General features: G+C 46.8%; 22 protein-coding genes. 9 read left to right on the top strand and 13 right to left on the bottom strand.

What is annotated here, in order from left to right; genetic code table 11:
* Positions 1–172: 172 nt before the first annotated feature.
* Both L4D76_RS03850 and L4D76_RS03845 read right to left on the bottom strand, forming a co-directional pair.
* Positions 173–871: a hypothetical protein gene (locus L4D76_RS03850; RefSeq protein ID WP_428439620.1), complete on the bottom strand. Its 699-nt coding sequence runs from the start codon at positions 869–871 to the stop codon at positions 173–175.
* A 530-nt stretch (positions 872–1401) separates the two neighbouring features.
* Positions 1402–2301: a LysR substrate-binding domain-containing protein gene (locus L4D76_RS03845; RefSeq protein WP_428439619.1), complete on the bottom strand. Its 900-nt coding sequence runs from the start codon at positions 2299–2301 to the stop codon at positions 1402–1404.
* A 210-nt stretch (positions 2302–2511) separates the two neighbouring features.
* Between L4D76_RS03845 and L4D76_RS03840 the strand changes: the two genes are divergently transcribed.
* A complete protein-coding gene (locus L4D76_RS03840) occupies positions 2512–3018 on the top strand; it encodes a YgjV family protein (RefSeq protein ID WP_428439618.1) in 507 nt (168 codons plus the stop codon).
* Between the two features lie 171 nt (positions 3019–3189).
* On the opposite strand, the gene L4D76_RS03835 is transcribed toward L4D76_RS03840, so the two are convergent.
* The 3 genes from L4D76_RS03835 to L4D76_RS03825 all read right to left on the bottom strand — a co-directional run bounded on the left by L4D76_RS03835 (position 3190) and on the right by L4D76_RS03825 (position 8756).
* A complete protein-coding gene (locus L4D76_RS03835; protein ID WP_428439617.1) occupies positions 3190–6264 on the bottom strand; it encodes an efflux RND transporter permease subunit in 3075 nt (1024 codons plus the stop codon).
* Positions 6265–6343: 79 nt separating this feature from the next.
* A complete protein-coding gene (locus L4D76_RS03830) occupies positions 6344–7474 on the bottom strand; it encodes an efflux RND transporter periplasmic adaptor subunit (RefSeq protein ID WP_428439616.1) in 1131 nt (376 codons plus the stop codon).
* A 352-nt stretch (positions 7475–7826) separates the two neighbouring features.
* Positions 7827–8756 carry a LysR family transcriptional regulator gene (locus L4D76_RS03825; protein WP_428439615.1) on the bottom strand — a complete coding sequence of 310 codons (930 nt, stop codon included), beginning with the start codon at positions 8754–8756 and terminating at the stop codon, positions 7827–7829.
* A 242-nt stretch (positions 8757–8998) separates the two neighbouring features.
* Between L4D76_RS03825 and L4D76_RS03820 the strand changes: the two genes are divergently transcribed.
* The 4 genes from L4D76_RS03820 to L4D76_RS03805 are packed head-to-tail and all read left to right on the top strand — an operon-like array spanning position 8999 to position 11933.
* Positions 8999–9490, top strand: coding sequence for a TlpA family protein disulfide reductase (locus tag L4D76_RS03820; RefSeq protein WP_428439614.1), 492 nt, complete (start codon positions 8999–9001; stop codon positions 9488–9490).
* A 32-nt stretch (positions 9491–9522) separates the two neighbouring features.
* The gene (locus tag L4D76_RS03815; protein WP_428439613.1) at positions 9523–9744 is read left to right on the top strand and encodes a DUF4266 domain-containing protein; all 222 of its coding nucleotides are present in this window, start codon (positions 9523–9525) and stop codon (positions 9742–9744) included.
* Entirely contained in the window at positions 9735–11033 is a 1299-nt protein-coding gene (locus L4D76_RS03810; protein WP_428439612.1) for a DUF3570 domain-containing protein, read from the top strand. The genes L4D76_RS03815 and L4D76_RS03810 overlap by 10 nt, the downstream gene beginning before the upstream one ends.
* A 9-nt stretch (positions 11034–11042) precedes the next feature.
* Complete coding sequence (locus L4D76_RS03805) at positions 11043–11933, top strand: FAD:protein FMN transferase (protein ID WP_428439611.1); 891 nt, start codon at positions 11043–11045, stop codon at positions 11931–11933.
* A gap of 179 nt (positions 11934–12112) precedes the next feature.
* On the opposite strand, the gene L4D76_RS03800 is transcribed toward L4D76_RS03805, so the two are convergent.
* A complete protein-coding gene (locus tag L4D76_RS03800) occupies positions 12113–12634 on the bottom strand; it encodes a MerR family transcriptional regulator (RefSeq protein WP_428439610.1) in 522 nt (173 codons plus the stop codon).
* Positions 12635–12811: 177 nt separating this feature from the next.
* Here L4D76_RS03800 and L4D76_RS03795 point away from each other — a divergent pair, with 177 nt between their 5' ends.
* Positions 12812–13390 carry a class I SAM-dependent methyltransferase gene (locus L4D76_RS03795; protein ID WP_428439609.1) on the top strand — a complete coding sequence of 193 codons (579 nt, stop codon included), beginning with the start codon at positions 12812–12814 and terminating at the stop codon, positions 13388–13390.
* A 705-nt stretch (positions 13391–14095) separates the two neighbouring features.
* On the opposite strand, the gene L4D76_RS03790 is transcribed toward L4D76_RS03795, so the two are convergent.
* Positions 14096–14845, bottom strand: coding sequence for a PHP domain-containing protein (locus tag L4D76_RS03790; RefSeq protein WP_428439608.1), 750 nt, complete (start codon positions 14843–14845; stop codon positions 14096–14098).
* A gap of 131 nt (positions 14846–14976) precedes the next feature.
* Here L4D76_RS03790 and L4D76_RS03785 point away from each other — a divergent pair, with 131 nt between their 5' ends.
* Positions 14977–17469, top strand: coding sequence for a Lon protease family protein (locus L4D76_RS03785; protein WP_428439607.1), 2493 nt, complete (start codon positions 14977–14979; stop codon positions 17467–17469).
* 24 nt (positions 17470–17493) lie between these two features.
* On the opposite strand, the gene L4D76_RS03780 is transcribed toward L4D76_RS03785, so the two are convergent.
* The 5 genes from L4D76_RS03780 to L4D76_RS03760 all read right to left on the bottom strand — a co-directional run bounded on the left by L4D76_RS03780 (position 17494) and on the right by L4D76_RS03760 (position 22576).
* On the bottom strand, positions 17494–18039 hold the full coding sequence (locus L4D76_RS03780; protein ID WP_428439606.1) for a 4Fe-4S binding protein: 546 nt from the start codon (positions 18037–18039) through the stop codon (positions 17494–17496).
* A complete protein-coding gene (locus L4D76_RS03775) occupies positions 18039–18629 on the bottom strand; it encodes a molecular chaperone TorD family protein (protein WP_428439605.1) in 591 nt (196 codons plus the stop codon). The genes L4D76_RS03780 and L4D76_RS03775 overlap by 1 nt, the downstream gene beginning before the upstream one ends.
* A 93-nt stretch (positions 18630–18722) precedes the next feature.
* Positions 18723–19499 (bottom strand): dimethyl sulfoxide reductase anchor subunit family protein, encoded by a 777-nt coding sequence (locus L4D76_RS03770; protein ID WP_428439604.1) that lies wholly within the window; start codon positions 19497–19499, stop codon positions 18723–18725.
* 1 nt (position 19500) lies between these two features.
* Positions 19501–20118 carry a DMSO/selenate family reductase complex B subunit gene (locus tag L4D76_RS03765; protein WP_428439603.1) on the bottom strand — a complete coding sequence of 206 codons (618 nt, stop codon included), beginning with the start codon at positions 20116–20118 and terminating at the stop codon, positions 19501–19503.
* A 13-nt stretch (positions 20119–20131) separates the two neighbouring features.
* Entirely contained in the window at positions 20132–22576 is a 2445-nt protein-coding gene (locus tag L4D76_RS03760) for a DMSO/selenate family reductase complex A subunit (RefSeq protein ID WP_428439602.1), read from the bottom strand.
* Positions 22577–22961: 385 nt separating this feature from the next.
* On the opposite strand from L4D76_RS03760, the gene L4D76_RS03755 reads away from it, so the two are divergent.
* Positions 22962–23591 (top strand): 3'-5' exonuclease, encoded by a 630-nt coding sequence (locus L4D76_RS03755; protein WP_428439601.1) that lies wholly within the window; start codon positions 22962–22964, stop codon positions 23589–23591.
* A gap of 16 nt (positions 23592–23607) precedes the next feature.
* On the opposite strand, the gene L4D76_RS03750 is transcribed toward L4D76_RS03755, so the two are convergent.
* Complete coding sequence (locus tag L4D76_RS03750; RefSeq protein WP_428439600.1) at positions 23608–24924, bottom strand: esterase/lipase family protein; 1317 nt, start codon at positions 24922–24924, stop codon at positions 23608–23610.
* Positions 24925–25199: 275 nt separating this feature from the next.
* Between L4D76_RS03750 and L4D76_RS03745 the strand changes: the two genes are divergently transcribed.
* On the top strand, positions 25200–26375 hold the full coding sequence (locus tag L4D76_RS03745) for an endonuclease/exonuclease/phosphatase family protein (RefSeq protein WP_428439599.1): 1176 nt from the start codon (positions 25200–25202) through the stop codon (positions 26373–26375).
* Positions 26376–26377: the final 2 nt, after the last annotated feature.

The following is a 26377-nucleotide window of genomic DNA, read 5'->3' as shown; positions in this document are numbered from 1 at the left end:
ATCTTTATTCAAGGTTTTGATTGATTGGTTAAGGATTGTTAGTGATTTATTTGATAATAAAACTATAAACTCTGGGTGATGAGCGATTAATTTACTAAGTTTTGACGGCATGTAAAGAGCACGCAGATCGTGCTCTTTTTTATCGCTACCACGGTGTTGAGACATTTTCCTCTTATGGCAAATTGTTTAGGTCTTCAAGAGCTGAGAGTATTCCGTTTATACCGGTATAGGTGGAAATGATTAAGCCAGGGAGCAGTGGAAAAGTTGGATTTGTCAGCGTTGGTATGGTAGAAATAATACCAGAAAGTGCCCCCAAACCAATACTTCCACAAGTCAGCAGGCCACCTGATAAAGCTTTATTCATTATTAAAAATGCAGCTTGTCTTCGATCATGTTGATCAGGAGTTAACTTACTTGCAACCGGAACATCGTCGTTAATATTTAAATATGATTCTAACTTGTTCTCATTAAGGCTATCTTTATTTATATCTAGTAACATCTTCGTTAAATCTTTTGATTCCGCAAACTCCACAAGCTTTTTGAGCTCATCTTTTGAAATGATTTGCGCATCAATTTCCGGGATAGAGTAGCCTTCGAGAACTTTCTTAATATTCTTTGATTGCTCAACTAGAATTGCGGCAATTTCTGACTCTTTGACAATGACAGCCAACTCTAGACATACCTTAAAGGCACCGAGAGTTCTTTTTATGTCAGATGGCGTGAGTTCAGGATCGTCTAATTTTTTGCTAGCACCTAGCTTTATTTTCTGACTTAGCTCAATTAACTGGCCATAGTTGATTTTCTTAAAAATATCGGGATGATGTTCTAGTCTGTATTCTAGCTCCCATAATGCCTGTTTGGTTTCACTCATGTTGTTTTTCTCCGGCATCTCGTTGATAAACTATTACCATTAAAACTAGCACGCCCCTTAGACTTGGCAAGAAATGGTTGGGTTTGTTTCCGCCGCTGAGAAATTACACCTCTATGATCGATCCTGAAGCCAGCGACTCAAGGCTCCATCATGGAAGACTTCAACTTTACGCAACTATTAGAGTCTATCCAACGACTTACACCTGAGCAAAAACAGAAACCAAGCTTATAGGACAGGCATACTTAAGAAGCCATCAATTCCGTTAATTACACTGCATCGCAATACTAATCCCTTCTGATCCTCCCCCCTTTTTAAGCTCTACTCAAAAGCTGTGGTCATTATTCAACCATCCGGGATATGACTCATGACCACCGCCAGAAAACAACAAATAAGCCTGGAATCAACGCCCTACTACCACTGTGTTTCACGTTGTGTGCGGCGCACCTTTCTCTGTGGCTACGATGAAGCAACAGTGTTAAATGTGCCTGTCCTGTTAAATTCTCATAGGTATAGCGTTATCTCATCGGCTCTCAATCGATATCCTGTTCATAGCATTGCTGTTTAAGCCAACGTCCGAGGGTCACTATTTCTGACTGATTAGCCCGTGCTTTCTTATAAACAAAATAAAAGTCATCGCCAGTGGGCAGATCATGCATGGGAATACGAACCAAGTTTTGCTGTCTATCCTGATCGGTCATCAGGTAATTATTGAGAAACGTAATACCTTGATCATAACGTGCAGCTTCAGCCGCCAGAAGCATATGGCTAAAGTAACTCATATTAGCTGTCGCAGGTAGCTCAAACCCACCCCGCTCACACCAGTGCTGCCAGTCTTTACCTTTCGCTTTTAAAATAGATTCAACTGACAACAGCGGATGCTGCCAAAGCGCCTCGGGCAAGGGTTTATCTTGGATTTGCTGCCACAGTTTGTGGCTACAGACGGGGTATAAGCGTTCGGTGTACAGAAACTCACTGACAAAATTTCGCTTCGGGGGCATCACGGTAATAAAGCAGTCAGCAACTTGATCGCTACATTCCGGTTCATCCGCCACCATATTCAGTGTTAACTCGATTTCAGGGTGCAACTGACGCAAGTTTTCTAAGCGTGGGATCAGCCATTTCACGGCCAATGCACTGTAAAGTGCAAGGCGGATCTTCCCTCCTTCTCCCTCTCGAATTTGCTGACTTGCCTGTGAAATATTAAGCAAAGAAGGGCTCACATCATCAAAATACCGCTCACCAATCGGTGTCAGTGATAATAGCCTTCCCTTACGAACAAACAGATTTTCGCCAAGGTATTCTTCTAACAATCGTACTTGATGGCTCACTGCACTTTGGGTCACGTTAAGTGCTTCTGCGGCTTTAGAAAAACTATTAAACCGAGCTACCGCTTCAAAATATTGGACGGCACGAAGTGGGGGTAATTTCATTATTAGTTAAACTCATACTAATAGAATATATATCATTATACTTCATCCTAAATTATACATTAAGCTTCGTTTATCGCATTAATTCGCTCACCACTGAATACGCTTCGGTCTTCGACAGGTACTTCACCATGCCTAAAATATCTGTTGGACTCGCCATGAGAAGAAAACACAGTCCATACCCGCAGAATAATAGAAAAGGAATCGACCATAATGAGTGCTTTTATTCTCTCTCAGATAGTCATAGGCTTCGCAGCTTGTTTCGATTTATTTTCTTTCCAGTTCAAAGAAAGGCATAAAATTGTCCGCTGTTTTGTGATTGCCGTGAGTTTAATCTCACTTCATTTTGTCCTGTTAGAACAGTGGACAGCTGCAGGGTTAATGGCCCTTGCTGCAATCCGCTATATTACGAGCCTTTTCACAACCTCGAAAAAAGTGGTTGTGCTATTTTCACTAAGCTCACTCATCGTCACATATGTCACTTATGCTGGCTATATCAGCTTGATTAGCTGTGCGGCATCTCTTTTCCAAAATGCAGCAGCCTTTTCCAAAGAAGACAAACAACTGCGCCAATTTATGATCCTGGCCACCAGTTGCTGGATTGTACATAACTGCCTAATCGCTTCCCCTACCGCGGTCCTCCTTGAGGTACTCTTTATTACCAGTAATTTGGTGGGCTACTATCGCTATTATCACAAGCCAAACTTAAAAACATGTTGATATTCTCATCATCTGCTCATCCAGGCCAACTGTACTTACGCAATATCCTCGAGCCGCAAATATCGCTATCAGTTCAACTTTGAGTTATTAGAATCAAACTATCTCAATCCAAGCTCATCAAACAAAATGGAAAATCAGAGGCAAGATATCACCTCTATGCAGGTGGCCAAATTAATCATGCCTCTCTCCTTTTGCTTGGTCCCGGGCAACCAACATGTAGATAGAGGGAATGACGAAGAGAGTAAAAAGAGTCCCGATAGCCATGCCTCCTACCAATACCAATCCAATAGAATTACGGGCTTCGGCGCCGGCGCCAGTCACCAAAATCAGGGGGAAGTGACCGGCGATGGTGGCAGCACTGGTCATCAGGATCGGCCGAAGTCTGATCAATGCGGCCTCGCGTACCGCATTGATTTTCGCCAGGCCTTGCTCTTGAAGCTTGTTGGCGAACTCGACGATCAAAATACCATTTTTCGAGACCAGCCCTACCAGGGTGACTAGACCAACCTGGGAATAGATGTTCATGGTGGTCGTCCAGCCCTGGGTCCAGAATGGGATGTTCGGATCTGGCATTTTCAGAAAGGTGAAGGTTAATGCTCCGAACATTGCCAGTGGCACCGAGCCGGCGAGAATAACAAAGGGATCGCGAAAGCTATTGAACTGAGCAGCAAGGACCAGAAAAATCAGGGTGATAGCAAGGATAAATGCAGGGAGAAACCGTTCCCCCTCAGTGCGCAACTGGCGTGACTCGCCCGTGTAGTCCAGCACATACCCGTCGGGAAGAATGTTGGCCGCCTCGTTTTCGAGAAAGCTCAGCGCCTCATTCAACGGCCGGACGGACACCCCGCTGAGCTTGACCGCGTTGAGCTGCTGGAAGCGATTGAGGGATCTGGGCACCGTAGAGTCTTTGATAGTGGCAATGGTGGACAGCGACACCAGCCCGCCATCGGGCCCGGTAATATATATATCTTGCAGCTGGGCGGGATTGAGTCGCTTCACACGCTGAATCTGTGGGATCACCTTATAACTGCGCCCGGCGATGTCAAAGCGGTTAACGAAATCGCCCCCCACCATCACGCCCAAGTCAGTACCAACCTGCTCGAGACTGAGACCGAGATCGGCCACCCTGTCTCGATCAATGACAAATTCAGACTGCGGCTGGTCGATCTTCACGTCGATCAGTGGCGGGAAGGCAAATATACCGCTTTGCATCGCCTTGAACTGAATCTGCTTGGCAAACTCAAGGATCTGTTCGGACTCAGCCGTTGAGGCAAGGACAAATTCTACCGGAAATTGCCCGCCTCCGGGCAACGCCGCCGGCGTTACCGGAAACATTTGGATACCGGGAATAGCCTGGAGTTTCTGCTGAATGTCGGGAAGAATTTCAAAGACTGTGCGCTGCCGGTCGTCCCAGGGACGGGTGACCATCCCCCCGAAGCCGGATGCCGGAAAAGTGATTTGAAAAGTGAAATCGGTCTCAGGCACACTGTGAAAAGCCTGGTTGGCTGCTGCTGCATAACGGCTGGTCTGATCGAGGGTTGCATTGGCCGAAGCATCGATAATGCCGAAGATAACCCCCTGATCCTCACTGGGTGCCAGCTCGACCGGAGACATCCTGAACATCGGTATGGTGAGCAGACTGACACTGAGCCATACGATATAAACGGCGGGACGGGTATTGAGAGTCACATCGAGAACGCGACCATAAAAATGACGAAGACGTTTGAAACCGCCAGCTATCTTGCCGGCCAACCCATGATCCTCAAGCCCCGGTTTAAGCAGCTTGGCCGACATCATCGGGGAAAGCGTCAGAGCCACGATACCGGAGATGGTCACAGCTCCCGCCAGGGTAAAGGCAAATTCACGGAACAGCGCACCGGTAAGTCCTCCCTGTAACCCGATGGGTACATACACGACGGCCAGAGTGACGGTCATCGCGATGATCGGCCCGACCAGCTCCCGTGCACCGAGAATGGCGGCATCAAAGGGGTTCTGTCCTTCGCTGAGGTGGCGTTCGACATTTTCGACCACCACGATGGCATCATCAACCACCAACCCTACCGAGAGGACAACAGCCAGCAGGGTGAGTAAATTGACGGTGAAACCGAAAGCCTGCATCAGGAAGACTGCACCGATCAGCGACAGAGGAATGGCCACCACCGGGATGAGCACAGAACGGAAGGAGCCGAGAAAGAGAAAGATGATCACCACCACAATGAGCAGGGTATCCGCCAGCGTCTCGAGAACCTCATGGATCGCACTGTCGATGTATGCCGTGGCATCATAGGCTATCCGGGCGGCCATACCGCTGGGCAGCCCCTTCTGGATGGCATCCATCTCGATCCGCACCCGTTTGATGACATCCAGAGAATTGGCATTGGGCAATGGCCAAATACCCATAAAAACGGCCGTCTGCCCTGAAAAACGCACCTCGGTATCGTAATCCTCAGCACCCAGCACCACCTCTGCGATATCCTCAATACGCACGATGGCACCGCCCTGCTGGCGGATAACGAGACGCTTGAACTCTTCCACCGAGTTCAAATTGGTATTGGCAGTAAGGTTAACCTGGATCAGCGCCCCTTTGGTCTGCCCGAGTGCGGAAAGGAAGTTGTTGGCGGCCAGAGCCCGGCGCACCTCGGCCGGACTGATATTGTGAGCTGCCATTTGCTCAGGGTTAAGCCAGATCCGCATGGCAAAGGTGCGAGCCCCAAGGATATCAGCTCTCTGTACCCCTTCGATGGCACTGAGGCGCGGTTGCACTACGCGCACAAGGTAGTCGGTGATCTCATTTTGCTGAAGAATGTCGGAGCTGAAACTCAGGTATGCCGAGGCAAATTCACTGTCCGCCGACTCAATATTGAGGATCGGGACTTCGGCTTCCGGGGGCAGATCATTTCGAACCTGATCCACCTTCGAACTGATCTCTGCCAGCGCCTTGGTCGCATCATAGTTGAGTTTGAGACGTACCTTGATGGTCGAAAGGCTATAGGCGCTTTGCGACTCGATGTATTCAATGCCGTCAGCGGCAGCGATGACCCGCTCCAGCGGGGTGGTGATAAAACCGCGAACCAGTTGGGCACTAGCGCCAATATAAACAGTACTGACAGTGATCGTGGCATTCTCGCTACGGGGATACTGGCGAACGTTGAGCGAACGCACTGCCTGTAGGCCGGAAATAATAATCACGAAACTGATCACCAGAGCAAGGACGGGACGACGTATGAAAAGATCGGTAAATTTCATAATGAAGCCGTTGCCACAGTCTTCGAAATAAGACAGTCAAGATCGGCCTCTCGCCTGCTCCCGAAGAATGAATCTGCCATCAGTTATTCTCTGGCTTGGGATCTAGCTTGAAATCAGGGGACAAGGTATTGTCCACCACCACCGCTTGGCCGTTACGCAGCTTGAACACCCCGCTACTCACCACGATCTCGTTTTCCTGCAGGCCGGATAGGACGGAAATGTAATCGCCGCGCTTCTCCCCGAGACGTACAAACTGCTGGCGCAGGATTTTGCCAGACGACGCCATTGCTTCATCCTTGTTGTTCTCTACCACAAAAGCCGAATCACTGTAGGGAGCGTACAGAATGGCAGTAGACGGGATAGCAAGGACATTTTTCCGAGTAGCAAGAACAACATCGACGTTGACATACATCCCGGGCCTCAGCAGCTCATCTGGATTTGGCACGGTGGCCTGCACCCGAACGTTCCGGGTTGTGGCATCAACCTCAGGATTGATAGCTGTAATGGTTCCTTCAATCACCGTATCCGGGCGCGAATCGGCGGTCACCCTCACCGTTGTGCCGGTGGTTATCTGTGAGATGTGTCGCTGTGGAAGGAAAAAATTGACCAAAATCGGACCAAACGCCTGCAGGGAAACAATCCCATCGCCCTCGCTCAGGACCTGGCCCAGATCAACCTGGCGAATGCCTAGGCGGCCGGCAAAAGGGGCGCGAATAGTTTTCTTGGCAATGACGGCACGAATGTTGTCGACCTCGGCAACTGCCTGACGAAGGGTGGCCCGGGCGGCGTCTAGTTCGGACTTAGAGACGATTTTTTGCTCATAGAGCTCAAGAATGCGATTATGATTGAGTTTGGCGAGTTCCACCCGGGCCTCCGCCCCGACAAACAGGGCCTGCTCCGAGGAGGTGTTCTGACGTACCAGCAATCCCCCCTTTTTGACCCCAGCTCCCGATTCAAAAGCTATCTGCACCACTTTACCCGGGAGCTCCGCGGCCACGGTAACCCCCTGAACAGCCTCCAGTGAACCAACAGCTGTCAGCAGGGATTCCCAGAATTCGGCGTGCACTTCGGCGGTGGTCACCGTCTCGGGCGGGGGAACAAACTCAGCATCAGTATCGATCATCCGACGGATTTGAAGCGCCTTTATACCGGCGATCACACCGACAACCATAATCAACCCGACAATAGTCAGGATCACTCTCTTGGCCATTGGCTTGCTTTTCCATATATAGAAAATTTTTGCCCAAGTTTTGAGTATAAGCCGGATCTATCAGTCCTGACTGAACCATAGAATATACATTTGATTATGGAGGGCTTTAGGGGATGCTTGATTACCTTAAGCCGCCCTGAAATCACAGTAATTCCAAGCACGACTCGTTACAATGAATTCAGGCGATTCCGTATATACCCAAGCTACCTCAAGATGCAGAGTTCAGCGAGAATTCATTGGCTTTTAGGCAAGGCAGCCATTTGAGTGAATAGTGGTTCTATTTAGAGAATGGCTAACACAGAATAAGCAATTTCGCATATCTTCATTTATGACTAAATCCGTATTTTTGTGGTTAAGAGATCGCCTTATTAACGCTGTTGACGATTAACTCCCGCAACCAGCAATGACTGGGATCTAGATTAAAATGTTTGTGCCAAAGCAAAACATATGCACCTGGCTCCAATCTAGTTGGAATATTTAGAGTATGGAGTTCATAGTGTTTTGCCATTTCTGATGCATATTTAGCTGGGGCACACAGAATTAAATCACTTTGCTCACATAATCGCATCGCACAATGAAAGTCTGTCATATTGACGGCAATGTCACGATACCGCTGTTGGATATTCAATACATCGTCAAGTAACCAGTGCTCTAACCCACCAAAGGTGACTTGTATATGGCGATATTTTAAAAATGTATCAAGGTTCCATTCCTCGTTGAGTAAGGGGTGATGCCTTCTTACCATACATATAGGATGGTCACGCACTAACTCAACATAACTCAGCTCTTCCGGGATATTACACATATGTACAGGAGAACGGTCATCCCACTCTCGGCAAGTGATCCCCATATCAATTTCACACTTAAGTAGCTTATCTAAACTTCCATCATTCCATGTTTGGCTATTCAGACTAACGTGAGGCGCTAGACGAAGCAAATCGGGCATAAACAATGGGTATGTCAGGGAATAAGCGGTTTCCACCAGCTGGATCCGAAACTTTCTTTGACTCAGTGAAGGTTCAAATATGCTAGGACGTGTAAGTTGCTCAAGTTGTTTCAAAACCTGGCGTAATTCGGGAACCAATTGCATTGCTCTAGGGGTTGCTCTCAACCCATGGGCTGTTCGTTCAAACAATTGATCGTCAAACGTTTCTCTAAGTCTAGCAAGCTGCTTACTTACCGCTGATTGGCTAAGGTGTAATCGCGATGCAGCAGCCGTTACGCTTTGCTCCTCCAGCAGCACCTCAAGCACTCTGAGTAAATTGAAATCAAAATGTTTCAATGCCTTACGAACTCCTAAACGCCATGTGAAGTAGTTCGTATATTAATTTGTTTCTTTTCATAAAGTAAGGAGGACACTGCCATTTCCTGCTCAAGTACTAAAATGAACTAACTCAACATATTTACCTGTATTGCCAACGAGAAAAGCTGAATTAAGCGTTGTGAATTTGTTGAATTCTTGGGCTTTTTGTAACAAGCTAATATTGTTACGCTTTGTTACAAGTTAACAGCAAGGATTGCCTTATGAACAAACTACCTTTTGGGTTGGTTGCATTAACCCTTGTCTTATCCAGTTTCTTTTCCTCAGCATCACCGAAATCAGCGCCTGATTTTGTTATCCCGGCATCAATGAATCAACCGGCAACATCATTGGTCGCGTTATCTAAGCAGGGCTGGGTTTATCTCGACTTTTGGGCAAGTTGGTGTACCCCTTGCCGCTACTCTTTCCCGTTTATGAACCAGTTGCAAACTGAATTTGGAAGTAAGGGACTGACAGTTGTCGCGGTCAACGTTGATGCAGACCGCAGTAAAGCCGAGCAATTTTTAGGGGATAATCCCGCAGACTTTACCGTTGTGTATGATCCCGATGGCAATATTGCTAGCGCCTATCAGGTGCCGGGAATGCCTACCAGTTATCTCATTAAAGATGGTGAAATTGTTGGTCAACATCTTGGCTTTAAAACAAGCCAGAGCGCAGAGCTAAAACAACAGATTTCACAACTTCTCAAGAATTAACATTACCAGCGATGGTTACACAAGGAGTGTTCATGCTTGTTATTAAGAGGCTGCTTCTGATCGGAAGCTTAGGGTTTCTTTGTTCGTGTAGTAACTTGGGAGTAAAACCTTGGGAGCGAGATCAGTTGGCAGATCCCCGAATGGAGCTGCAAGCCAATGAGATCGATAAAAGCTTTGATGATCATATTTATTTCAGTAAAGAAGCCAGCAGTGGCGGACGGGGAAGTGCTGCAGGAGGTTGCGGATGCAATTAAACAAACTGGGAAAGATCAGCGGAGCCTTAGCGGTTGCTAGCCAAGTTTTACTCAATCCCACCGTGCAAGCAGAAGAAGATAACACGGCAGCTGAGTGGGATTATGATACCGCAATTATGTATTACGGTGAGGGAGACAACCGTGTTAGCGCTCTCGAAGGGATGTTTGGCGCTACCCAAACCAATGGTGATGATCAGATATTGAGTCTGAAACTGACGGTGGATTCACTCACTGGTGCGTCGCCAAACGGCGCTGTACCACAGAATGAAGCGCAAACTTTTACCCGTCCTTCCGGCAATGGTAGCTATACGGTCGCCCCCGGTGATACGCCGCTAGATGATACTTTCCAGGATACGCGGGTACAGTTAAATGCAGGCTGGACGTCACCAATCAACAGAGATTGGGATTGGTCTACCGGAGTTCATATCAGTAAAGAGTATGACTACTTATCACTGGGAGCCAATATTGGATTTAGTCGTTCATTAAATCAAAATAACACCGTACTCACGATGGGGCTCGGCGGATACTTCGATACCATTGAGCCGGAGGGGGGGATCCCTGAACCACTGACTGCAATGGTGTTACGAGAAGACTTTGCTTCTGAAGCGGCGTATCGAGAAGCTTTTAATGCCACGCGAGGCGAAACTAGCGATACCAAAACTACCACAGAGCTCAACTTTGGTGTCAGTCAGGTAATTAATCGCGGGTTAATTACTTCATTGAACTATAGCTTTGCTCAGGTCGATGGTTACCTAACCGATCCATTCAAACTTATCAGTGTGGTTGATGATGAAGGCGCAGCACAACGGCACCTTTATGAAAATCGACCCGACTCACGAACCAAACACGCTCTGTTTTGGCAAACCAAAGCTTATTTGAATGGACAGGTATTAGATATTGGTTATCGCTATATGTTTGATGATTGGGAAATACAATCTCATACCATCGATTTCCGGTATAACTATCAGTTTGGATCGGGACATTATCTGGAACCACATCTGCGTTTTTATCGCCAATCAGAGGCGGATTTTTATGCGCCGTTCCTGATGGAAGGTGAATCAGTACCAACTTACGCAAGTGCCGATTATCGCTTAGGTAAAATGAACACCTATACCGTTGGGCTAAAATACGGCATGTTGCTTAATAATAGCCAGGAAGTGTCGGTGCGGCTTGAGTACTACATGCAGCAGCCTGAAGATGCTGGCTTTAGTGCGCCAGGGCAACTTTCTGGACTTGATCTGTATCCGGATGTGCAAGCTGTTATTCTTCAGCTAAATTATCACTTTTAAGCGAATAGCATGGATACTCTCATAAACCGACTGGAACGGAAAAATGGCCATTGGCACGGAACTTTCACCGCGATGGCCAGTTTATGTGAAGTTCTGATTGAACCTTGCGAATACTCCTTTGCAAAAGAGCTGCTTGATTGTGCCCAGCAAATAACAGCAGATATTGAAACTAAGTTCAGCCGATACCGGTCGGATAATTTGTGTTATCAGATCAACCACAGTAACGGAAAACCGGTGTCGATAGATCCCGAAACATTCAGTTTGCTGAGTTTTGCCGATACCTGTTTTGAGATTAGCGGTGGATTGTTTGACCTTACTTCTGGCGTGCTTAGAAACGCTTGGAAGTTTGATGGTAGTGACAATGTGCCATCACAGCAGCAAATTGATCGGCTTCTTCCCAATATCGGGTGGGAGAAAATATCTTTTGACGCCAATACGATTATCGTACCGGGTGGAATGGAGATCGATTTTGGCGGTATTGGAAAAGAGTACGCCGTCGATCGCGTTGCCACCGAACTTGCCAGGTTAGCCCCTGCTCTTTCGGTGCTGGTAAATTTTGGTGGTGATCTTGCAGTGAGTAAACCTAAAGTTTCGGGCGAAAGCTGGTCAGTTGGATTTGAGTCAACAAAAGGCTCAGCTAAACGTGGCTTTTTAATATTGCGTCAGGGCGGCCTTGCCACCAGCGGCGATGCTCACCGTTATTTATTGAAAGATAATATTCGCTATAGCCATATTTTGAACCCGCGCACGGGTTGGCCGGTCTCCGGTGGACCGGCTCAGGTGACGGTAGCTGGCAGTAATTGCGTGCAAGCGGGGATTTTAAGCACGATTGCGATGTTGCACGGTAACAATGCTAAAGCCTTTCTTGATATGCAAGAAGTACGCTACTGGATCAGATAAAACCGACTATTTATTGTCATGCCGTTGTCGTGTTCTAAGAACAAAAACAGCATCATCTTTTTTGTGGTTGAACTTCTAATTATGTGTGGTGCTGCATCGCGGTGTGATGTACTAACTCAGATTGTTCAATACAATGTTACGCGTGCGACCCAACAATTGAGTCGCACGACTAACTTAACTCATGCTTGTGACCAGCCTCGAATTTTTCTGATCTCCTCAGCATCAATACTTAGTGATTCTAGGAATTCTTGATGAGCATCTGGCTCCATTTTCTCGAATTGTTTGTGCCAATTCTTCATATCTTGCTCATTAAGACCCGCAGCTTTCATAATCTCGACCCAGCGTGCTTTATTTACCATGTTTTGCTCCAGTAATGTTGGTTGCTCTAATAGCATGACAATAGCTTTTTGTTGTTGACGTAATTTCTGTATCTCTTGTTCAAGAGAATTAAATTGGTCACGCAAAATCTGCTCTTGTGCCATATCATCTTGTCGGTCAAGGAGAGGTGCTATGTTTGTAATTGGCACACCAAAAGAACGATAAGCAAGTATTGCTTCGAGTCTTTTAATTTCCTTATCACCGTACCATCGATAACCATTCTCTGAGCGACAGGTTGGTGAAAATATTCCAGCTCGTTCGTAATAGAGGATAGTGGTTCGTGATACATGATAGTTTTTTGCCAATTGACTGACAGTTAGCATAGGTCGCTCTCTTTCTTTAACCGAGACAAGATTATCAAGCCTAGACCTGTAGACGGGTCAACACTAAGTTAGTACAAATCTGTCCGATTGTTAATGAGACTTGTATGCTTACAAGCAATCAAGGTGGTGCTAACGCACACCTTATTGTGGGTGTTAGATGAACATAAGGGGAAAAAGATGAAAGTCGAAGACAGCGGGATGCCAGAAGAAATCTACTGGAACAGCCTATTCAATATAGGAAGCATTATTGAGTGGCTGGCTCTCCCTAAAAAAGCTGCCACAATCGTCGAGATTGGTTGCGGCTATGGCACATTTACCGTGCCACTCGCAAAGAGATCAGCCAGTGATATTTATACTTTTGATATTGAGCCATCAATGATTGAAATTGCACAAAGAAATGCTCGAAAGGCTGGTTTATTAAATATAACGTTCGGCTTGCGAGATATTCTTGAACAAGGCACGGGGCTTGAATCTAATAGTGCCGATATGGTGTTACTTTTTAATATCCTTCACTGCAGTGAGAAAAGAAAGTTTCTTGAAGAAGCATCACGCATCCTCATAGATGGTGGCATTGTTGCAATTATTCACTGGAGAAAGGACATTCCTACCCCACGTGGCCCCGCTATTGATACTCGGCCAGATGAAGACCAGATACTCAGTGCATCAGATGGGTTAAATTTAGATTTTCGTGGTAACAGTAAAATTCTGAAGCCATACCATTGGGGTATTCAATTAGTCAAAGAGGTGAATGTATGAGGCTGATTATGATAATTGAAAGAAATGAGCCGGAAACAGCATGGAATGGGGTGCGCTTAAAGCAAGGACATGAGGTGAAAATGGTCGAATGGGCTGATAAGGTTGTTTCATTTTAAGTTCTGAGCGCCTATCAATAGTGCCATGCTATAAACGAACTTTCATCTCTATTGCTACTCTAATGATGAGTACGTTTTGATTAGTTAATTAGGAAGTATCTTGAAAGAAATGAATACTGATAAGTGGTATCAAAAAAAGTCGTTTGTCATATTGGTCATCTTTATTGTCGGGCCTTTTGCACTACCTTTGGTTTGGATGTCCCCGAACATAACGCTGAGATGGAAAATTGTAGTGACGATAGGACTCACGGTATTGACTTACTTCACGTATCAATCTTATCTTGAAGTGAAGTTTATGGCTGACGATTATATGCAATTATTACAGTAGACTCCGCACGATATTCTAAGTGCCAGGATTTATAGGTTCTAATGTAATGAACCAAAAATACGAACAATAAAAAAGAGATTAAGTCTTTGCTTAGGCAAGTCAGTAAACACAGAAAGGTTAGCCATAAAACCTTTAGAAAAGAGCCGGAAACCCTGCCCGACCTATTCAGCCCAAAAACGAGAAAGTATAAAAACAGGTAAAACGCAAAGGCGAACCATCTGGTTCGCCCTCAGCCCGACATGCAGATATACCCAAACCAGCTTACTCCCTCTTTTTTATCATGTGTACCAGGTGCTTATGTGCCAGCCCTGAAATCATCGGCAACTTGTAAAGGTTATCCATCAATCGCTGATGTAGTTTTTCCTCCCGGTTAAGCACGCGGAAGAAAGAGAGCAGCTCACGGTTAATATGGGCATCGCTGCCAAAAGTTGCCTCCAGTTCATATCGATTCCTTATGATCTGAGCATTAATGTTCCTTCTCTTTGGCAGTGCATGATTATAGGTCTCCACAGCATCGACCCTTTTGAGAACACTTTTAATATACGTCTTGTTCTTGAGGTAATTTTTCTGCGCAAGACCGTTGATGTGGGGAATTGAGATATGACACTCCCTTTCTTCCAGCAAATCGAGAAAATAGTGAATATCTTTGTTGGTTCTGGCCATTCTGTAGGGATGCTTACTGCCCTCGACCTCCTGAATATAGAATTCTTCAAGATCCTTGATCTGTCTGAAGTAAACCAGGATCTCAAAACCATCCTCACAGCCCAATTCGATACCAGGTACATTTTTGATTCCGGCATCAGAAACCGCCACCGCTCCCCTGATCTCATTATGATCGGTGATAGAAATGAGATGTTTTTTATCCTTCAAGAATTCAAGAAAAAATGGCGTGGTATTAAAACCGTCCGATGCCGTGGTATGAAGGTGAAAATCCAGGTAAATAATCTCATCATTGGGTTTAAAGTCATAAAAAACAGAGAAAAAATCGGATAGCTTGTCAAATTCAATCATATTGGCCTCCTAATAAAGGATAGGAGAAACTGACGAATTTTAAACTCTTAATTAAACTCAGAAAAAAATACTATCGATTAGTATACTTAGCGATATACACCATAATCCCTATTAGCCGATGGCGCACGCCAATGAAAGAGATACCGCCAACAGTCAATCAGCAGAATAAGGTGGTTGGTAGCTGTCATAGCGGCAACCCTGCCCCGCTGACGGAAGCAAAAAAGCTCAATGCCACCGAGCTCTTTCATGCCTGTGATCCCGAGATCTTTGATTTTGAAACCACGGATGAAATCGAACCGATCACCAGTCCTCTCGGGCTCGACCGCGCGATTGAAGCCGTAAAATTAGGAATTGGTATCCCATCAAGCGGATTCAATATCTATGTCATGGGCTCAACCGGGTTGGGTAAACACGCCATGACACAACAGCTTCTTGCCGAGCATCACGATAAGGATAAGGCGCTTTTTGACTGGTGTTATGTCAATAATTTCCGCGAACCCAATAAACCTACGGCTCTGCAATTACCTGCAGGTATGGGAAAACGGCTGCGGCGTAAAATAAAACAACTGATTGAGGAGCTGAGAAATACCATTCCTTCGCAGTTGCAAAGTGAAGATTTTACCCGTCGTACCGATCAGCTGCAAAATGAATTAAATGCAAGGGAGATTGCCGCATTCCAAGCCATCGAACATAAAGCAAACAAACAGGGCTGCGTGTTAAAAAAATCTAAAACTGGCTACCTTATCCAACCGGAAAGAGACGGTAAAGTAATCACTAAAAGTGAGTTTACCGTACTGCCAGTCAAAGAGCAGAAAGCGATTGATAAATCGATCGAAGAGCTGCGAATGCTTCTGGTCAATCTGCTCAACCAGGTTCCGTTATGGGATCAGGACATGAGGGACAAAAAAGAGCAGCTAGAGCGTGAATTTGTCGGTATGACGCTCGACTACCTTACCGGGCATTTACCAGAAGATATGCTGGCAATTAAAACCGTAAACGACTACATCACCAGCCTTAAGGAACATGTCCTCGATAACATTAAGCTCTTTAGCGGCACCCTTGAAACAGAAGTCGAAGTCTATAGTGGTCATAAGGTCACCTTTGACCCCTTCACCGCCTATGAAATCAACATCATTGTCGATAACAGTAAGGCTGAGCGGACACCCATTATTTATGAAGACAACCCCAGCTATGTGAATTTAGTGGGAAGCATCGAACATCGGGGCGAGTTCGGTACCTTTGTTACTAACTTCACATTGATCAAGCCCGGCGCATTCCACCGAGCCAACGGTGGCTACCTGCTTATCGATATTATTCAGCTATTGAACAAGCCTTTTGTCTGGGACGTGTTTAAACGCACCTTACTTTCTAAAGAGCTCAGGATCCAACCTCTCGAACAGTTCCTCAGTATCAACACCATCGCTTCTCTGGAGCCGGAGATCATTCCGCTAGATGTGAAAGTGATCCTGATGGGGGATCGGATGATGTATTACCTGCTCAAACAATATGATCCGGACTTTTCTCAGCTGTTTAAAGTACAGGCCGACTGCTCAGAAGAGATCAATCGTGATCCCCAATCATGCCAACTCTATAGTCAATTTATCAAGTTGCTGCAAACCGAAGAAAATACCCGGCCACTGGACCGCACCGCAATCGCAAAAGTGATCGAGTTTTCCGCCCGGCAAATGGAAGATGGCGAAAAGCTGACCCTGCATCGAGGCAATCTAAAGAGTTTATTACTGGAAGCCAACTACTGGGCCGAGCAGCAAAACCATAACCAGATCGACGCTCAGGCAGTACAGCAGGCCGTTAAAGCAAGGCAATACCGAACGGGTTACCTTAAAGAACGCATTACGGAAAATATTCATCGCGGGATCAGTGTAATAGAAACCAGCGGCAATAAAGTGGGTCAGGTTAACGGACTCGCGGTGGTAAGCGTGGATGAAAACATGTTTGGTCGCCCCTGCCGGATCACGGCCACCGTACACCTGGGGCAAGGCAAAGTGATTAATATTGAGCGCGAAGTCGATTTAAGTGGTCCGAGCCACTCCAAGGGAGTGATGATCTTAACGGCTTTCTTGCGCGAACGGTATGAGCAAATGCTGCCCCTCTCTTTTACCGCCACCCTGACCTTTGAGCAGTCTTACGGCATGATTGATGGTGACAGTGCTTCGGCTGCAGAGCTCTGTGCCTTGTTGTCCGCCATCGCCCAGATCCCGCTGAAACAGAATATCTCTCTCACTGGTGCCATCGACCAGCAAGGTAATATCGAGGCCATCGGCGGGGTCAATGAAAAAATCGAAGGCTTCTTTGAGATCTGCAACGCCAGCGGATTAACGGGGGAACAAGGTGTGATCATCCCCAAAACCAATCTTGTCCACCTGATGGTTGATGAAGAGATACGTCAGGCCGTCGCTGAGGGAACCTTTCATATTTGGGCCGTCGAGCATGTCGATCAGGTCATGACGCTACTTACCGGGCTGGAAATGGGCGAACAGGATTCAAAGCAGCGATACCCGTTTAAAAGCATCAACGGGGCGATCACCTCACGCATCAAGGCAATGAATAAAGCCCAGAAACAGTTTCTCAATGAATCAAAACCCGCCAACAGAAGGGATAAATAGCCTCACCTTGCGGTAAGTCGACAACTAGCCAGGCAGTTGAAGTGCCATCGTGATGGCTTTCGGCTGGCATTCAAAGGCGCATTCTCCACACCCATCACACTTATCAGGATCGACGATCGGTGATTGCTGCCCCCGCCACTCTATCGCTGATCGCTGACAGCTGTCGGCACAACTGGCGCAGTATGCAAAAGTATTATGGCAGCGTGCTGAAACTACAGGGCGTGCCATAATCTTGGCTTCACCGGTTTGCAACGCCCCCGTAGGGCAAGCATGAGCACATGCTTCACAACGTGAACAATAACTAGCCGTAAAATCAAGCTCAGGCTTATTATCTTGCATAATAATAAGCCCTTCCGGGCATGACCGTTCACAGTCGCCACACCCTGTACAGCGGTGTAAAAACAACGCCGGGTCCGTCATTCCCGGTGGCCGCACCCGATCATCAACAGGCTGGTATTGATCCGCAAGCTGATGGCTTTTATTCATACCCTTCAGCAAACCACGGAATAGCCCCCGCCTGCTGATAGTATTATGATCAAGATAGGCTTGATAATATTTTTCTTTCTTCATCAACGGTATAACTGAACAGTCGGCGGCGTCAGCGCTAGCAGCTGCTGAATATCACAGAGATAATGACGGGTGATTTTAGCCAGCATTGGATAAAACGGGCTTTCTACCGGTGCTTGCTCAACTAAATCAAGATAACGAAAAGCCCAAGGCAGCAAATGGTGCTCTATCAGTTCGGCGGCTGCGTCCGACTTCTCAGCTTCCAGCAATGCCGCCAGCGCTAACAACATCAATCCGAACTGATCTTCAGGCTCGTTCATTCCGGTATCCATCGCCAGCGATTCTCTGGCCAATATGGTTCGGTAGGCCTGGGTCGACTCTCCCATCACCATGTTTTCACTATTCAGGTACACAGAGCCCCAGGGTGGTGCAGGCATGTCACCTAAACCTTCAAACAGTACTGAATAATCATGAATTAACGCAGCAGGAGCAATATTCCCTGCTAACTGGCAAAGTGGTTGTACGGTTTCAATCTGTTGCCAGCTAAAAAATTCGGGTAATTCTGCCACGGCAGGTAACATCTGGCTTGCAGGCTCTTTGTCTGGCGAATAATAAAATAGCGTGCCTAAGATCCGGGGAACTACAGCTATCATCAGGGTCTCACTCATTCTGAATTTGAAAGTAAATGTGATTCAGCCAACCCGCGGCTGGCTGAATCATATTGATGGACACGATACCAATCGGTATTACATAGGAATTGCCCACAGGTTGTAGAAAGCAATTCGGCCAATCAACTCCCCGACAAGTACCGCAGCTGCACCGCACATAAGAGCCGGTTTCATTGTGTTGCTACGAACAAGTGCAATCAGACAAATAGCCATGCCAATGACCAGCGTCACTGCCTGAATACCCCACAATGTATGCTGCTGGGCCGCTAAAGCTGGCACTTGCTCTGTCACAAAACCAATGTAATCCGGTTTTGACGCGATCGATATCAGTACCCCGACGGATGCTGCCACAGCACCGATTTTCTTCGCGCCAAACAGCACCGCAAACATACCGCCAGTCACCAGTACCGTCAGCCACATTTGTAACGAGGTATGTGCTGTATCCCAACTAGCAACCGTTGTCAGCTGATAGACCTGAGTAATCGACCACGCAAACAAAAGGCCGCTGATAACCGTTAAGGCATTACATAATTTGCGTAGCTTTTCCTGTTCGCTTTTCAGTGAAAGCAATACAGTTGCACCCGCACATGCAAAGAAAACACCGCTGAGAACGATTTCGTTACTCATTGGCGATCGCCCTAGGCCTGCCAGTAGGTTTAACGCTCGTAAAGGCTGGCCCATATGCAGACCACCAATCGCCGAACCGATTGCAAGTAGCACTGTCGCACTCAGGTTGGCAACTTTAAGTTGGGCAGACGTGATATGCCCCATGCTGAAAGTCAGGAATGACAGCAGGAAAATACCCACCGCAGCCTGGCCAAAAACAGTAAAAAAGACTAATGGTAGTTCGTGCATCTTATACCTCTTCCGGGTTTTGGATTTCACCGGACTCATCGCCGGTTGGCCTTGCATTTGAGTGAGGCTTAATAACAAAGCTTGGGCGTGTCAGAGCCGGATCCGGTAGTGGTGCAATGGCATTCTCGTTACCATAACGCTCACGTATGATTTCGATATCGTCAAAATCCAATGCGCGTTGTGGACAAGAATCAACACAAACGGGCTTTAGTCCTTCAGCAACTCGCTCATAACAACCATCGCACTTGGTCATCACTTTCTTCTCGGTATCAAACTGAGGTGCGCCGTACGGGCAACGCATTTCACAATAACGACACCCGACACACGCATCCTGATCAACAACGACCAGACCATCTTCTTTGCGCTTATGCATTGCGCCTGTCGGACAACCTGATACACAGGCTGGCTCTGCACAATGGTTACAAGAAATAGAAAGGTAATAGTTAAAGACATCCGGCACCCATGCATTGCCCTGCTTTTGCCAGATACCACCACCATATTCATAGACGCGGCGGAATTTAGGCCCCACATCCAGATCTTTTTCATCCTTACAACTTACCTGACAGGTTTTACAGCCAGTGCACTTAGAGGAGTCAACATAAAAACCATACTGCTTCATTTATTTCATCTCCTTAGACACGCTTGATCTCAACCAGATTGGTATGTTGCGGGTTACCTTTCGCCAAAGCGGTTGGTCGTTGAGTGGTAAGGCGATTTATACAGCCACCAACATCAACCCCTTCTTTATTTGTTTTTGCCCATGCACCTTCAGGCGCAGCGACAGTACCGGGCATAATACGAGCCGTGACTTTTGCCGGCATCCGCATACGACCACGATCATTGTAAAGCTCGACAATATCGCCGTTTTTGATGTTTCGACTTTGAGCATCAAGCGAATTCATCCAGACTGCATCTGGCGCAGCTTCTCGTAGCTGAGCAACTGACGAATACGTTGAGTGACAGTGACCTTTGGTATGGAAGCCTGTCAGCTGCAGTGGATATTTCTCCAGCATGGCATGGTCTTCAATACCTTCAATGGCAGGGTGATATTCTGGAATTGGGGTGATCTTATCCCCCGGCATGATTTCTCTTTCTTTCGCGACCTGAGCCAATGCCTCAGAGTAGATTTCGATTTTTCCCGAAGGAGTATTCAACGGATTGCCAGTCGGGTTATCACGGAAATCTTTCAAGGCAATATGTTTACTGCTATCTGCGATACGGCGGTCAATAATGCCCATGCCATCGGTTTCAGCAAATGACGGTAGCTGTGGCTCACGCTTACGTACTTCGTTGTATGCATGCTCAACCCACTGCTGGTACGTGCGTCCTTCAGTGAATTGTTCTTTCAAGCCCATTTTGTCTGCAATCTCGGCCAGAACATCATAGGTCGCTCTGTTTTCCCACATTGGTTCAACAGCTTGTTGTAAACGAACCAGATAGTGATAAGAGCCCGATTGGTAAGAGTTGTTGATTAAATCATCAGATTCTAACGTCGACACGTCAGGCAACAGTAAATCGGCATATTTTGCCGATGCTGTCATATGGTTATCCCATACTAGATTGAACTCACACAGTGATTCATCGGTCAGGATTTCATGGGTACGGTTAAGATCTGAATGTTGGTTACCCGAGATATTACTTGCATAGTTCCAAAGGAATTTAATATTAGAACTAAGGCGATCTTTACCTTTAATGTAGTCGGCTGCCGCAGTCATCTCTGTGCCGCGTACAATCGCGTCTGTCCATAGGAAGCATGGAATAGACACCTTAACCGGATTTGGGATCGCCAGGCCTGACAGTGGGTAGCCTACGCTTCCCCCCCAAGTACCAATGTTCGTACCTGGACGACCAAACTGACCCGTCATGATAGGTAACATCATGATGGCACGAGCGGCATGCTCACCGGTTTGGGTACGCTGAACACCCCAGCCTTGTGAAATCCAGGCGGCTTTCGCATTGGCAATTTCACGCGCTAGCTGCTTAATGCGATTGGCCGGAATGCCGGTCAGTTCACTGGCCCACTCGGGTGTTTTGGCTGTGTTATCACTGCCATGACCAAGAATATATGATTTGTATGAAGCATTGGTTGAAGCGCTTGCCGGCAAGGTTTTTTCATCCCAGCCGACGGTATATTGCTTCAACATCTCGTCATCGATTAAATCTTCTTTAATCAGGGTATAACCGATTGCTGCAACCAGCGCCGCATCTGTACCCGGGCGAATTGGCAGCCATTCGCTGTCGAATGCTGTCACACTGTCGGTACGACGGGGATCAATGATGATCACTTTCGCGTTGCTTTGCGCTAATGCATCGTAGATTTCAGCGATTTGCCCGCCACCCGACATGCGTGTTTCTGCCAGGTTCTGACCAAACATAACCACTAAATCAGAGTTTTTAATTTCAGCAAACAAGGTTTGTTGTTCGGTGCCGTAAATGTTTTTTGCTTGTCCAAACACGTATGGCTGAATAGTGTTCAGCTGAGCTTCTGAATAGGTGTTGTGCATATCCAGAAAACCACCGGCAAGGTTTAGCAGGCGTTTACAGGTATTTCGTCCCTGCAAGTTTGCGCCCGTTGTTCCTGAACCATATTGGTAATAGATAGCTTCATTACCATGAGTATCGATGACACTACGCAGCTCTTTCGCCACAATAGTGGTTGCTTCATCCCAGCTGATACGCTTGAATTTTCCTTCCCCTCGTTTTCCTACACGTAACATCGGGTATTTCAAACGATCAGGGTTATAGGTACGCCAGCGTGCCGAGCGTCCACGTAAACACGGGCGGATCTGATGTTGGCCAAAAATAGCCTCATTAACACCATCTTCAGGCGAAATTTTCACGGCAACGCCGTCTTTCACATGCACTTTAAATGGGCAACGACTGCCACAGTTAACCAAACAGGCACTGTACTTAATAGATTCTTCCTTAGACAGGCTTGCTTCTGCAGACTCCGCTTGAGCTTTAAATGGGAGAGTCAATGAGCTTGCGGCAGCCGCCGCGCCTGTGACTGCTGCCGAAGTTTTCATAAACTTTCGACGAGTCAATAGCTGTGATACCAATGAATTTTTTATTGTCATGTATAACGCCTCTAGGTTACTGCGCGGCAGTATTACCCACCCAGAAGCACAGATGCATGATCACAATCAACATACCCCGTCACACTTTGAAATATACAGCATAAAATATGTAAATAAATATTAACTCATTATTTAGCTCCAACACGGCAAGTGTCAGCCATATATAATATGAATTTAATTCACGCAAGGAATGTTTAACGCATCAACAATAGAGCGATAAATACCACCAACACATATAACACCATGCATATCTGGCGCTATATAACTGGCTTCATATCACTGCCATCGCATAGATCCCCAAACCGCTTCAAGATACGTGAACTCTGCATTTCGACGTTATACAATACGTACTTCTAAAGAACTTAAGACAAACAGGCTTTCTATCGTGACAACATCCCAAACTGCAAACACCGTCATCGTGCTCGATTTTGAAACCACCGGCTTATCGCCAAATCAAGGGGATCGCGCAATTGAGATTGGTGCGGTATTGATAGAACAGGGAGAAGTGGTTGATCGCTTTCAACAGCTAATGAATCCAGGCTTTCGGGTAAGCAGTTTTATTGAACGCTATACCGGCATTACCAATAACATGCTACGAACGGCCCCGCCTTGTGATGAAGTCATGGATCAGTTTGCTGATTTTATCGGTGATTACAATTTAGTCGCTCATAACGCTTCGTTTGACCAGCGCTTTCTTGATGCCGAGCTGAATAATATTCAGCGTAATTATGGTGGTGAGTTTGCTTGTTCGATGCTGATTGCGAGACGTCTTTACCCGCACGCGCCTAATCATAAACTTGGCAGTTTAGTTGAATACAAGAACATCGATAATGATGGCGTCTTTCACCGGGCATTGGCCGATTCAGAGGTGACGGCAAAACTGTGGCTACTGATGTTAGAGGATATGGATAAGCAGTATCAACTATCTGCCCCTTCTTTCTCTTTGATGCAAGAAGTCTCACGCAAGGCAAAAGCTGCTGTGCCCGGTTTTTTGCAACGCCAAGCAAAGTGCTAAACCATATACCCAAACCTTAGTCTTGTATCGGTGTCAGCCACTGCACCAGCTGACGGGTCACCTCGGGTCTGCTCAATAACTCCATGTGGTTCATGCTGTAGAAAATCCACTGCGATGCTTCTTCAAACTCCAGGTTTCGCTGGGTATCGTTATGCATACCCAACGCACTGTGTAGCGGCACCAGGCCATCGCCAATCAGGCGATCGGCCAATGTACTGCGTTTGGCTGCCGTGGTCGCTGCAACGGTATAGCAAGCCACTCCCTCAGGCAAAGGTATAATTTGACGGTTATCCGGTTTACGGTGAAAACGGTCGTGACCATGCCAGTCTTCGTCCACGACATGACCATGCCTCAGATCGGTAATGCCGGCACTTCGCAGCCCGCTAAGCGCGGAAAAAGGCGCAGTGTAAGGCGTACTGCCCAAAATCACGTCCACCCAATTTCCAGCCCGCTCCAGCGGAGCACCATGATGTGGTGTGCCAAGAAACACGATATTTTTCAGGCACTCAGGCCAGTGTAAAGACGCTTGATTCGCATAGTGAACCGCACTGCGGGTCAACAAACCGCCCATGCTATGGGCCACCACGGTCAGCTCTTCAATCGGCGTGGGCCAGTGTGTGATCAGCTGTTCCAGCTGTGCCGAAAGTTCACGCCCATTTTGCGACGTATGTAAGCCGGTATTATAGCGCAGATAAACCGGGGTATAACCCAGAGCCGAAGCGAGGGCTTCACCATGGTCGACCATCTGCTCTTCATGCTGCACGCACCACTGCAGATCATTCATACACAAACCATGAATAATCAGCACGATCTTGCCCGTCGCTTCAGGCATTAGCGACTCAGCCTCACACTTTGATGACTTAACTTCTGAGCTTGACAACACCGCATCTGATCTTGACAACATAGACTGCCAATTCAACGCTTTGCGCTGATAGCGCAAGGTCATGGGCGTTGCAAACGGATTGTTACTGGCAACCAGTCGATCACCGACCAGGCCATTAAGTGCCGCGAGTACAGCTTCGCGCTGGGGTGTTCCGGGTTTGTCGCTATCAAGTGATTCTAGCTGGGGTTGTAGCTTTACCAGTACCGCATCGCCCCCTTTTCCCAGTAACTGCGTGATATTGAGGATACTCTTGTAGACCAAACCTGTAATGCCGCGGGTCTGCCCCTGTGCTTTACCACCGGGAACGCCCAATGTACTCAATACCGACTGGTGCACGCCTTCTGCAACACGAGTCACGCCCATCGTGGCTTGAGTTGCCAATTGGGCAATCCCTCTAATGTCCGTAGTGCGAATATGTTTGAATGGCTTTTTAGGATCAGGTTTAGTCATGGGTGCAAACTCCATCTTCGCGATAGCGGGTTCAGAAAGTATATTCCTTCACCACAATATACTCCACTACGCACATATCAAGCTGTAAATAAAACGTTGTAAATAATAATCTGAAATAGAAGCACTATTCCTGGTACCCAATTACGATCAAATTTGAAGGGCTTACATACTAGCAATGTTCTTCATAACAGAATAATTCCGTGCATAATGGATCCCTGGTCTATTACCTTCTGTGGGGCGATAGATTGATTATTTCAAGCTGACTTTATCTCTCGATGTCAGTCTCAAGCCAGCCAGGGATGACGGATCTTGACCATTTCAGTTATAATACCAATCAGTATAATAACCCTCAGTTTCATACTGCTACCGAGACTTCTGATTTGCTACAAGATAATACGCCCAGCTCAAATCCAGCCTGCACCATTAAGGTCGCAACTTTTAACTTATTTAATTATCTCGAGCCACCTTCGGCTTTTTATGAGTTTGATAGGATCTACAGCCAGGAGCAATGGCAGAAAAAGCAGGGATGGATCAGTCGTTACCTAGCAGAGCATCAGCCCGATGTGATTGGTTTTCAGGAGGTATTCAGCCCCGAGTCACTGCAGCAGTTAGTTCATAAACAGGGGTATGAGCATTTTGCCGTGATCGACGAGGCAGAAATCATTAGCGATTATATTTATCAAAGCCCTGTGGTGGCGATAGCTTCCCGCTACCCTATTGCTGAATTATCAGCCGTCACTCCCGACACCGAGCTTGCTGTTGCGATGGGCCTGAAGGAAGATTTTGCTTTCAGCCGCCAGCCGCTGCGCGCAACCATTGAGCTTCCTTATATTGGCCGATGTGATTGCTACGTTGTGCATTTCAAATCAAAGCGTCCGATGCTGGAGCAAGACAGTGCAGATGATAACTCTGCTAAATCTACCCTCATCGCTCAGGCGCTGAAAACGGAAATATCCGGTAACTGGGGATCCGCGATGCAGCGCGGTACCGAGGCCGCATTACTTTTTACCAATATGATCGAGCGCCGCGAACGTACCGGATACCCCATGATATTGATGGGTGACTTTAATGACAGTCTGGATGGTGGTGTATTATCTCATTTGTTAACGCGATCTTTGCGACAGAAATCTGATGCCGAAAGCGAATTATTGTTAGCCAAATATCGTCTGAAGGATGCATGGGACCTTTACCGGGCGACTGATTATTTTCAAGCAACCGACTCTTTCCAAGCAGAGACTGGCCGTCCCGCAAGCTACTATTACTATGCTAAAGGTTCCGTGCTGGATTACATCCTGCTCTCATGTGAATTTGATGCAGAGCACCATTCAAGCCTGTTCGAAGTCAGCGATTACCATTGCTATGATCGCCATTTGATTAATCCTATTTATGAACGAGACAGCGAGAGTACTGATCACGGCATCGTGATGGTTAAGCTTTCGTTACGGCCTTAATC

This window comes from Photobacterium sagamiensis, assembly GCF_050337085.1.
Lineage (GTDB): Bacteria > Pseudomonadota > Gammaproteobacteria > Enterobacterales > Vibrionaceae > Photobacterium > Photobacterium sagamiensis.
The sequence above is the reverse complement of the archived record's forward strand: the minus strand, read 5'-3'. Positions and strand labels throughout refer to the sequence as shown.

Excerpts from the sequence above, each read along its gene's own strand:
- L4D76_RS03850 (WP_428439620.1), bottom strand. The coding sequence starts at position 871 with ATGAGTGAAACCAAACAGGCATTATGGGAGCTAGAATACAGACTAGAA.
- L4D76_RS03845 (WP_428439619.1), bottom strand. The coding sequence starts at position 2,301 with ATGAAATTACCCCCACTTCGTGCCGTCCAATATTTTGAAGCGGTAGCT.
- L4D76_RS03840 (WP_428439618.1), top strand. The coding sequence starts at position 2,512 with ATGAGTGCTTTTATTCTCTCTCAGATAGTCATAGGCTTCGCAGCTTGT.
- L4D76_RS03835 (WP_428439617.1), bottom strand. The coding sequence starts at position 6,264 with ATGAAATTTACCGATCTTTTCATACGTCGTCCCGTCCTTGCTCTGGTG.
- L4D76_RS03830 (WP_428439616.1), bottom strand. The coding sequence starts at position 7,474 with ATGGCCAAGAGAGTGATCCTGACTATTGTCGGGTTGATTATGGTTGTC.
- L4D76_RS03820 (WP_428439614.1), top strand. The coding sequence starts at position 8,999 with ATGAACAAACTACCTTTTGGGTTGGTTGCATTAACCCTTGTCTTATCC.
- L4D76_RS03815 (WP_428439613.1), top strand. The coding sequence starts at position 9,523 with ATGCTTGTTATTAAGAGGCTGCTTCTGATCGGAAGCTTAGGGTTTCTT.
- L4D76_RS03810 (WP_428439612.1), top strand. The coding sequence starts at position 9,735 with ATGCAATTAAACAAACTGGGAAAGATCAGCGGAGCCTTAGCGGTTGCT.
- L4D76_RS03805 (WP_428439611.1), top strand. The coding sequence starts at position 11,043 with ATGGATACTCTCATAAACCGACTGGAACGGAAAAATGGCCATTGGCAC.
- L4D76_RS03800 (WP_428439610.1), bottom strand. The coding sequence starts at position 12,634 with ATGCTAACTGTCAGTCAATTGGCAAAAAACTATCATGTATCACGAACC.
- L4D76_RS03795 (WP_428439609.1), top strand. The coding sequence starts at position 12,812 with ATGAAAGTCGAAGACAGCGGGATGCCAGAAGAAATCTACTGGAACAGC.
- L4D76_RS03790 (WP_428439608.1), bottom strand. The coding sequence starts at position 14,845 with ATGATTGAATTTGACAAGCTATCCGATTTTTTCTCTGTTTTTTATGAC.
- L4D76_RS03785 (WP_428439607.1), top strand. The coding sequence starts at position 14,977 with ATGAAAGAGATACCGCCAACAGTCAATCAGCAGAATAAGGTGGTTGGT.
- L4D76_RS03780 (WP_428439606.1), bottom strand. The coding sequence starts at position 18,039 with ATGAAGAAAGAAAAATATTATCAAGCCTATCTTGATCATAATACTATC.
- L4D76_RS03775 (WP_428439605.1), bottom strand. The coding sequence starts at position 18,629 with ATGATAGCTGTAGTTCCCCGGATCTTAGGCACGCTATTTTATTATTCG.
- L4D76_RS03770 (WP_428439604.1), bottom strand. The coding sequence starts at position 19,499 with ATGCACGAACTACCATTAGTCTTTTTTACTGTTTTTGGCCAGGCTGCG.
- L4D76_RS03765 (WP_428439603.1), bottom strand. The coding sequence starts at position 20,118 with ATGAAGCAGTATGGTTTTTATGTTGACTCCTCTAAGTGCACTGGCTGT.
- L4D76_RS03760 (WP_428439602.1), bottom strand. The coding sequence starts at position 22,576 with ATGACAATAAAAAATTCATTGGTATCACAGCTATTGACTCGTCGAAAG.
- L4D76_RS03750 (WP_428439600.1), bottom strand. The coding sequence starts at position 24,924 with ATGACTAAACCTGATCCTAAAAAGCCATTCAAACATATTCGCACTACG.
- L4D76_RS03745 (WP_428439599.1), top strand. The coding sequence starts at position 25,200 with ATGTCAGTCTCAAGCCAGCCAGGGATGACGGATCTTGACCATTTCAGT.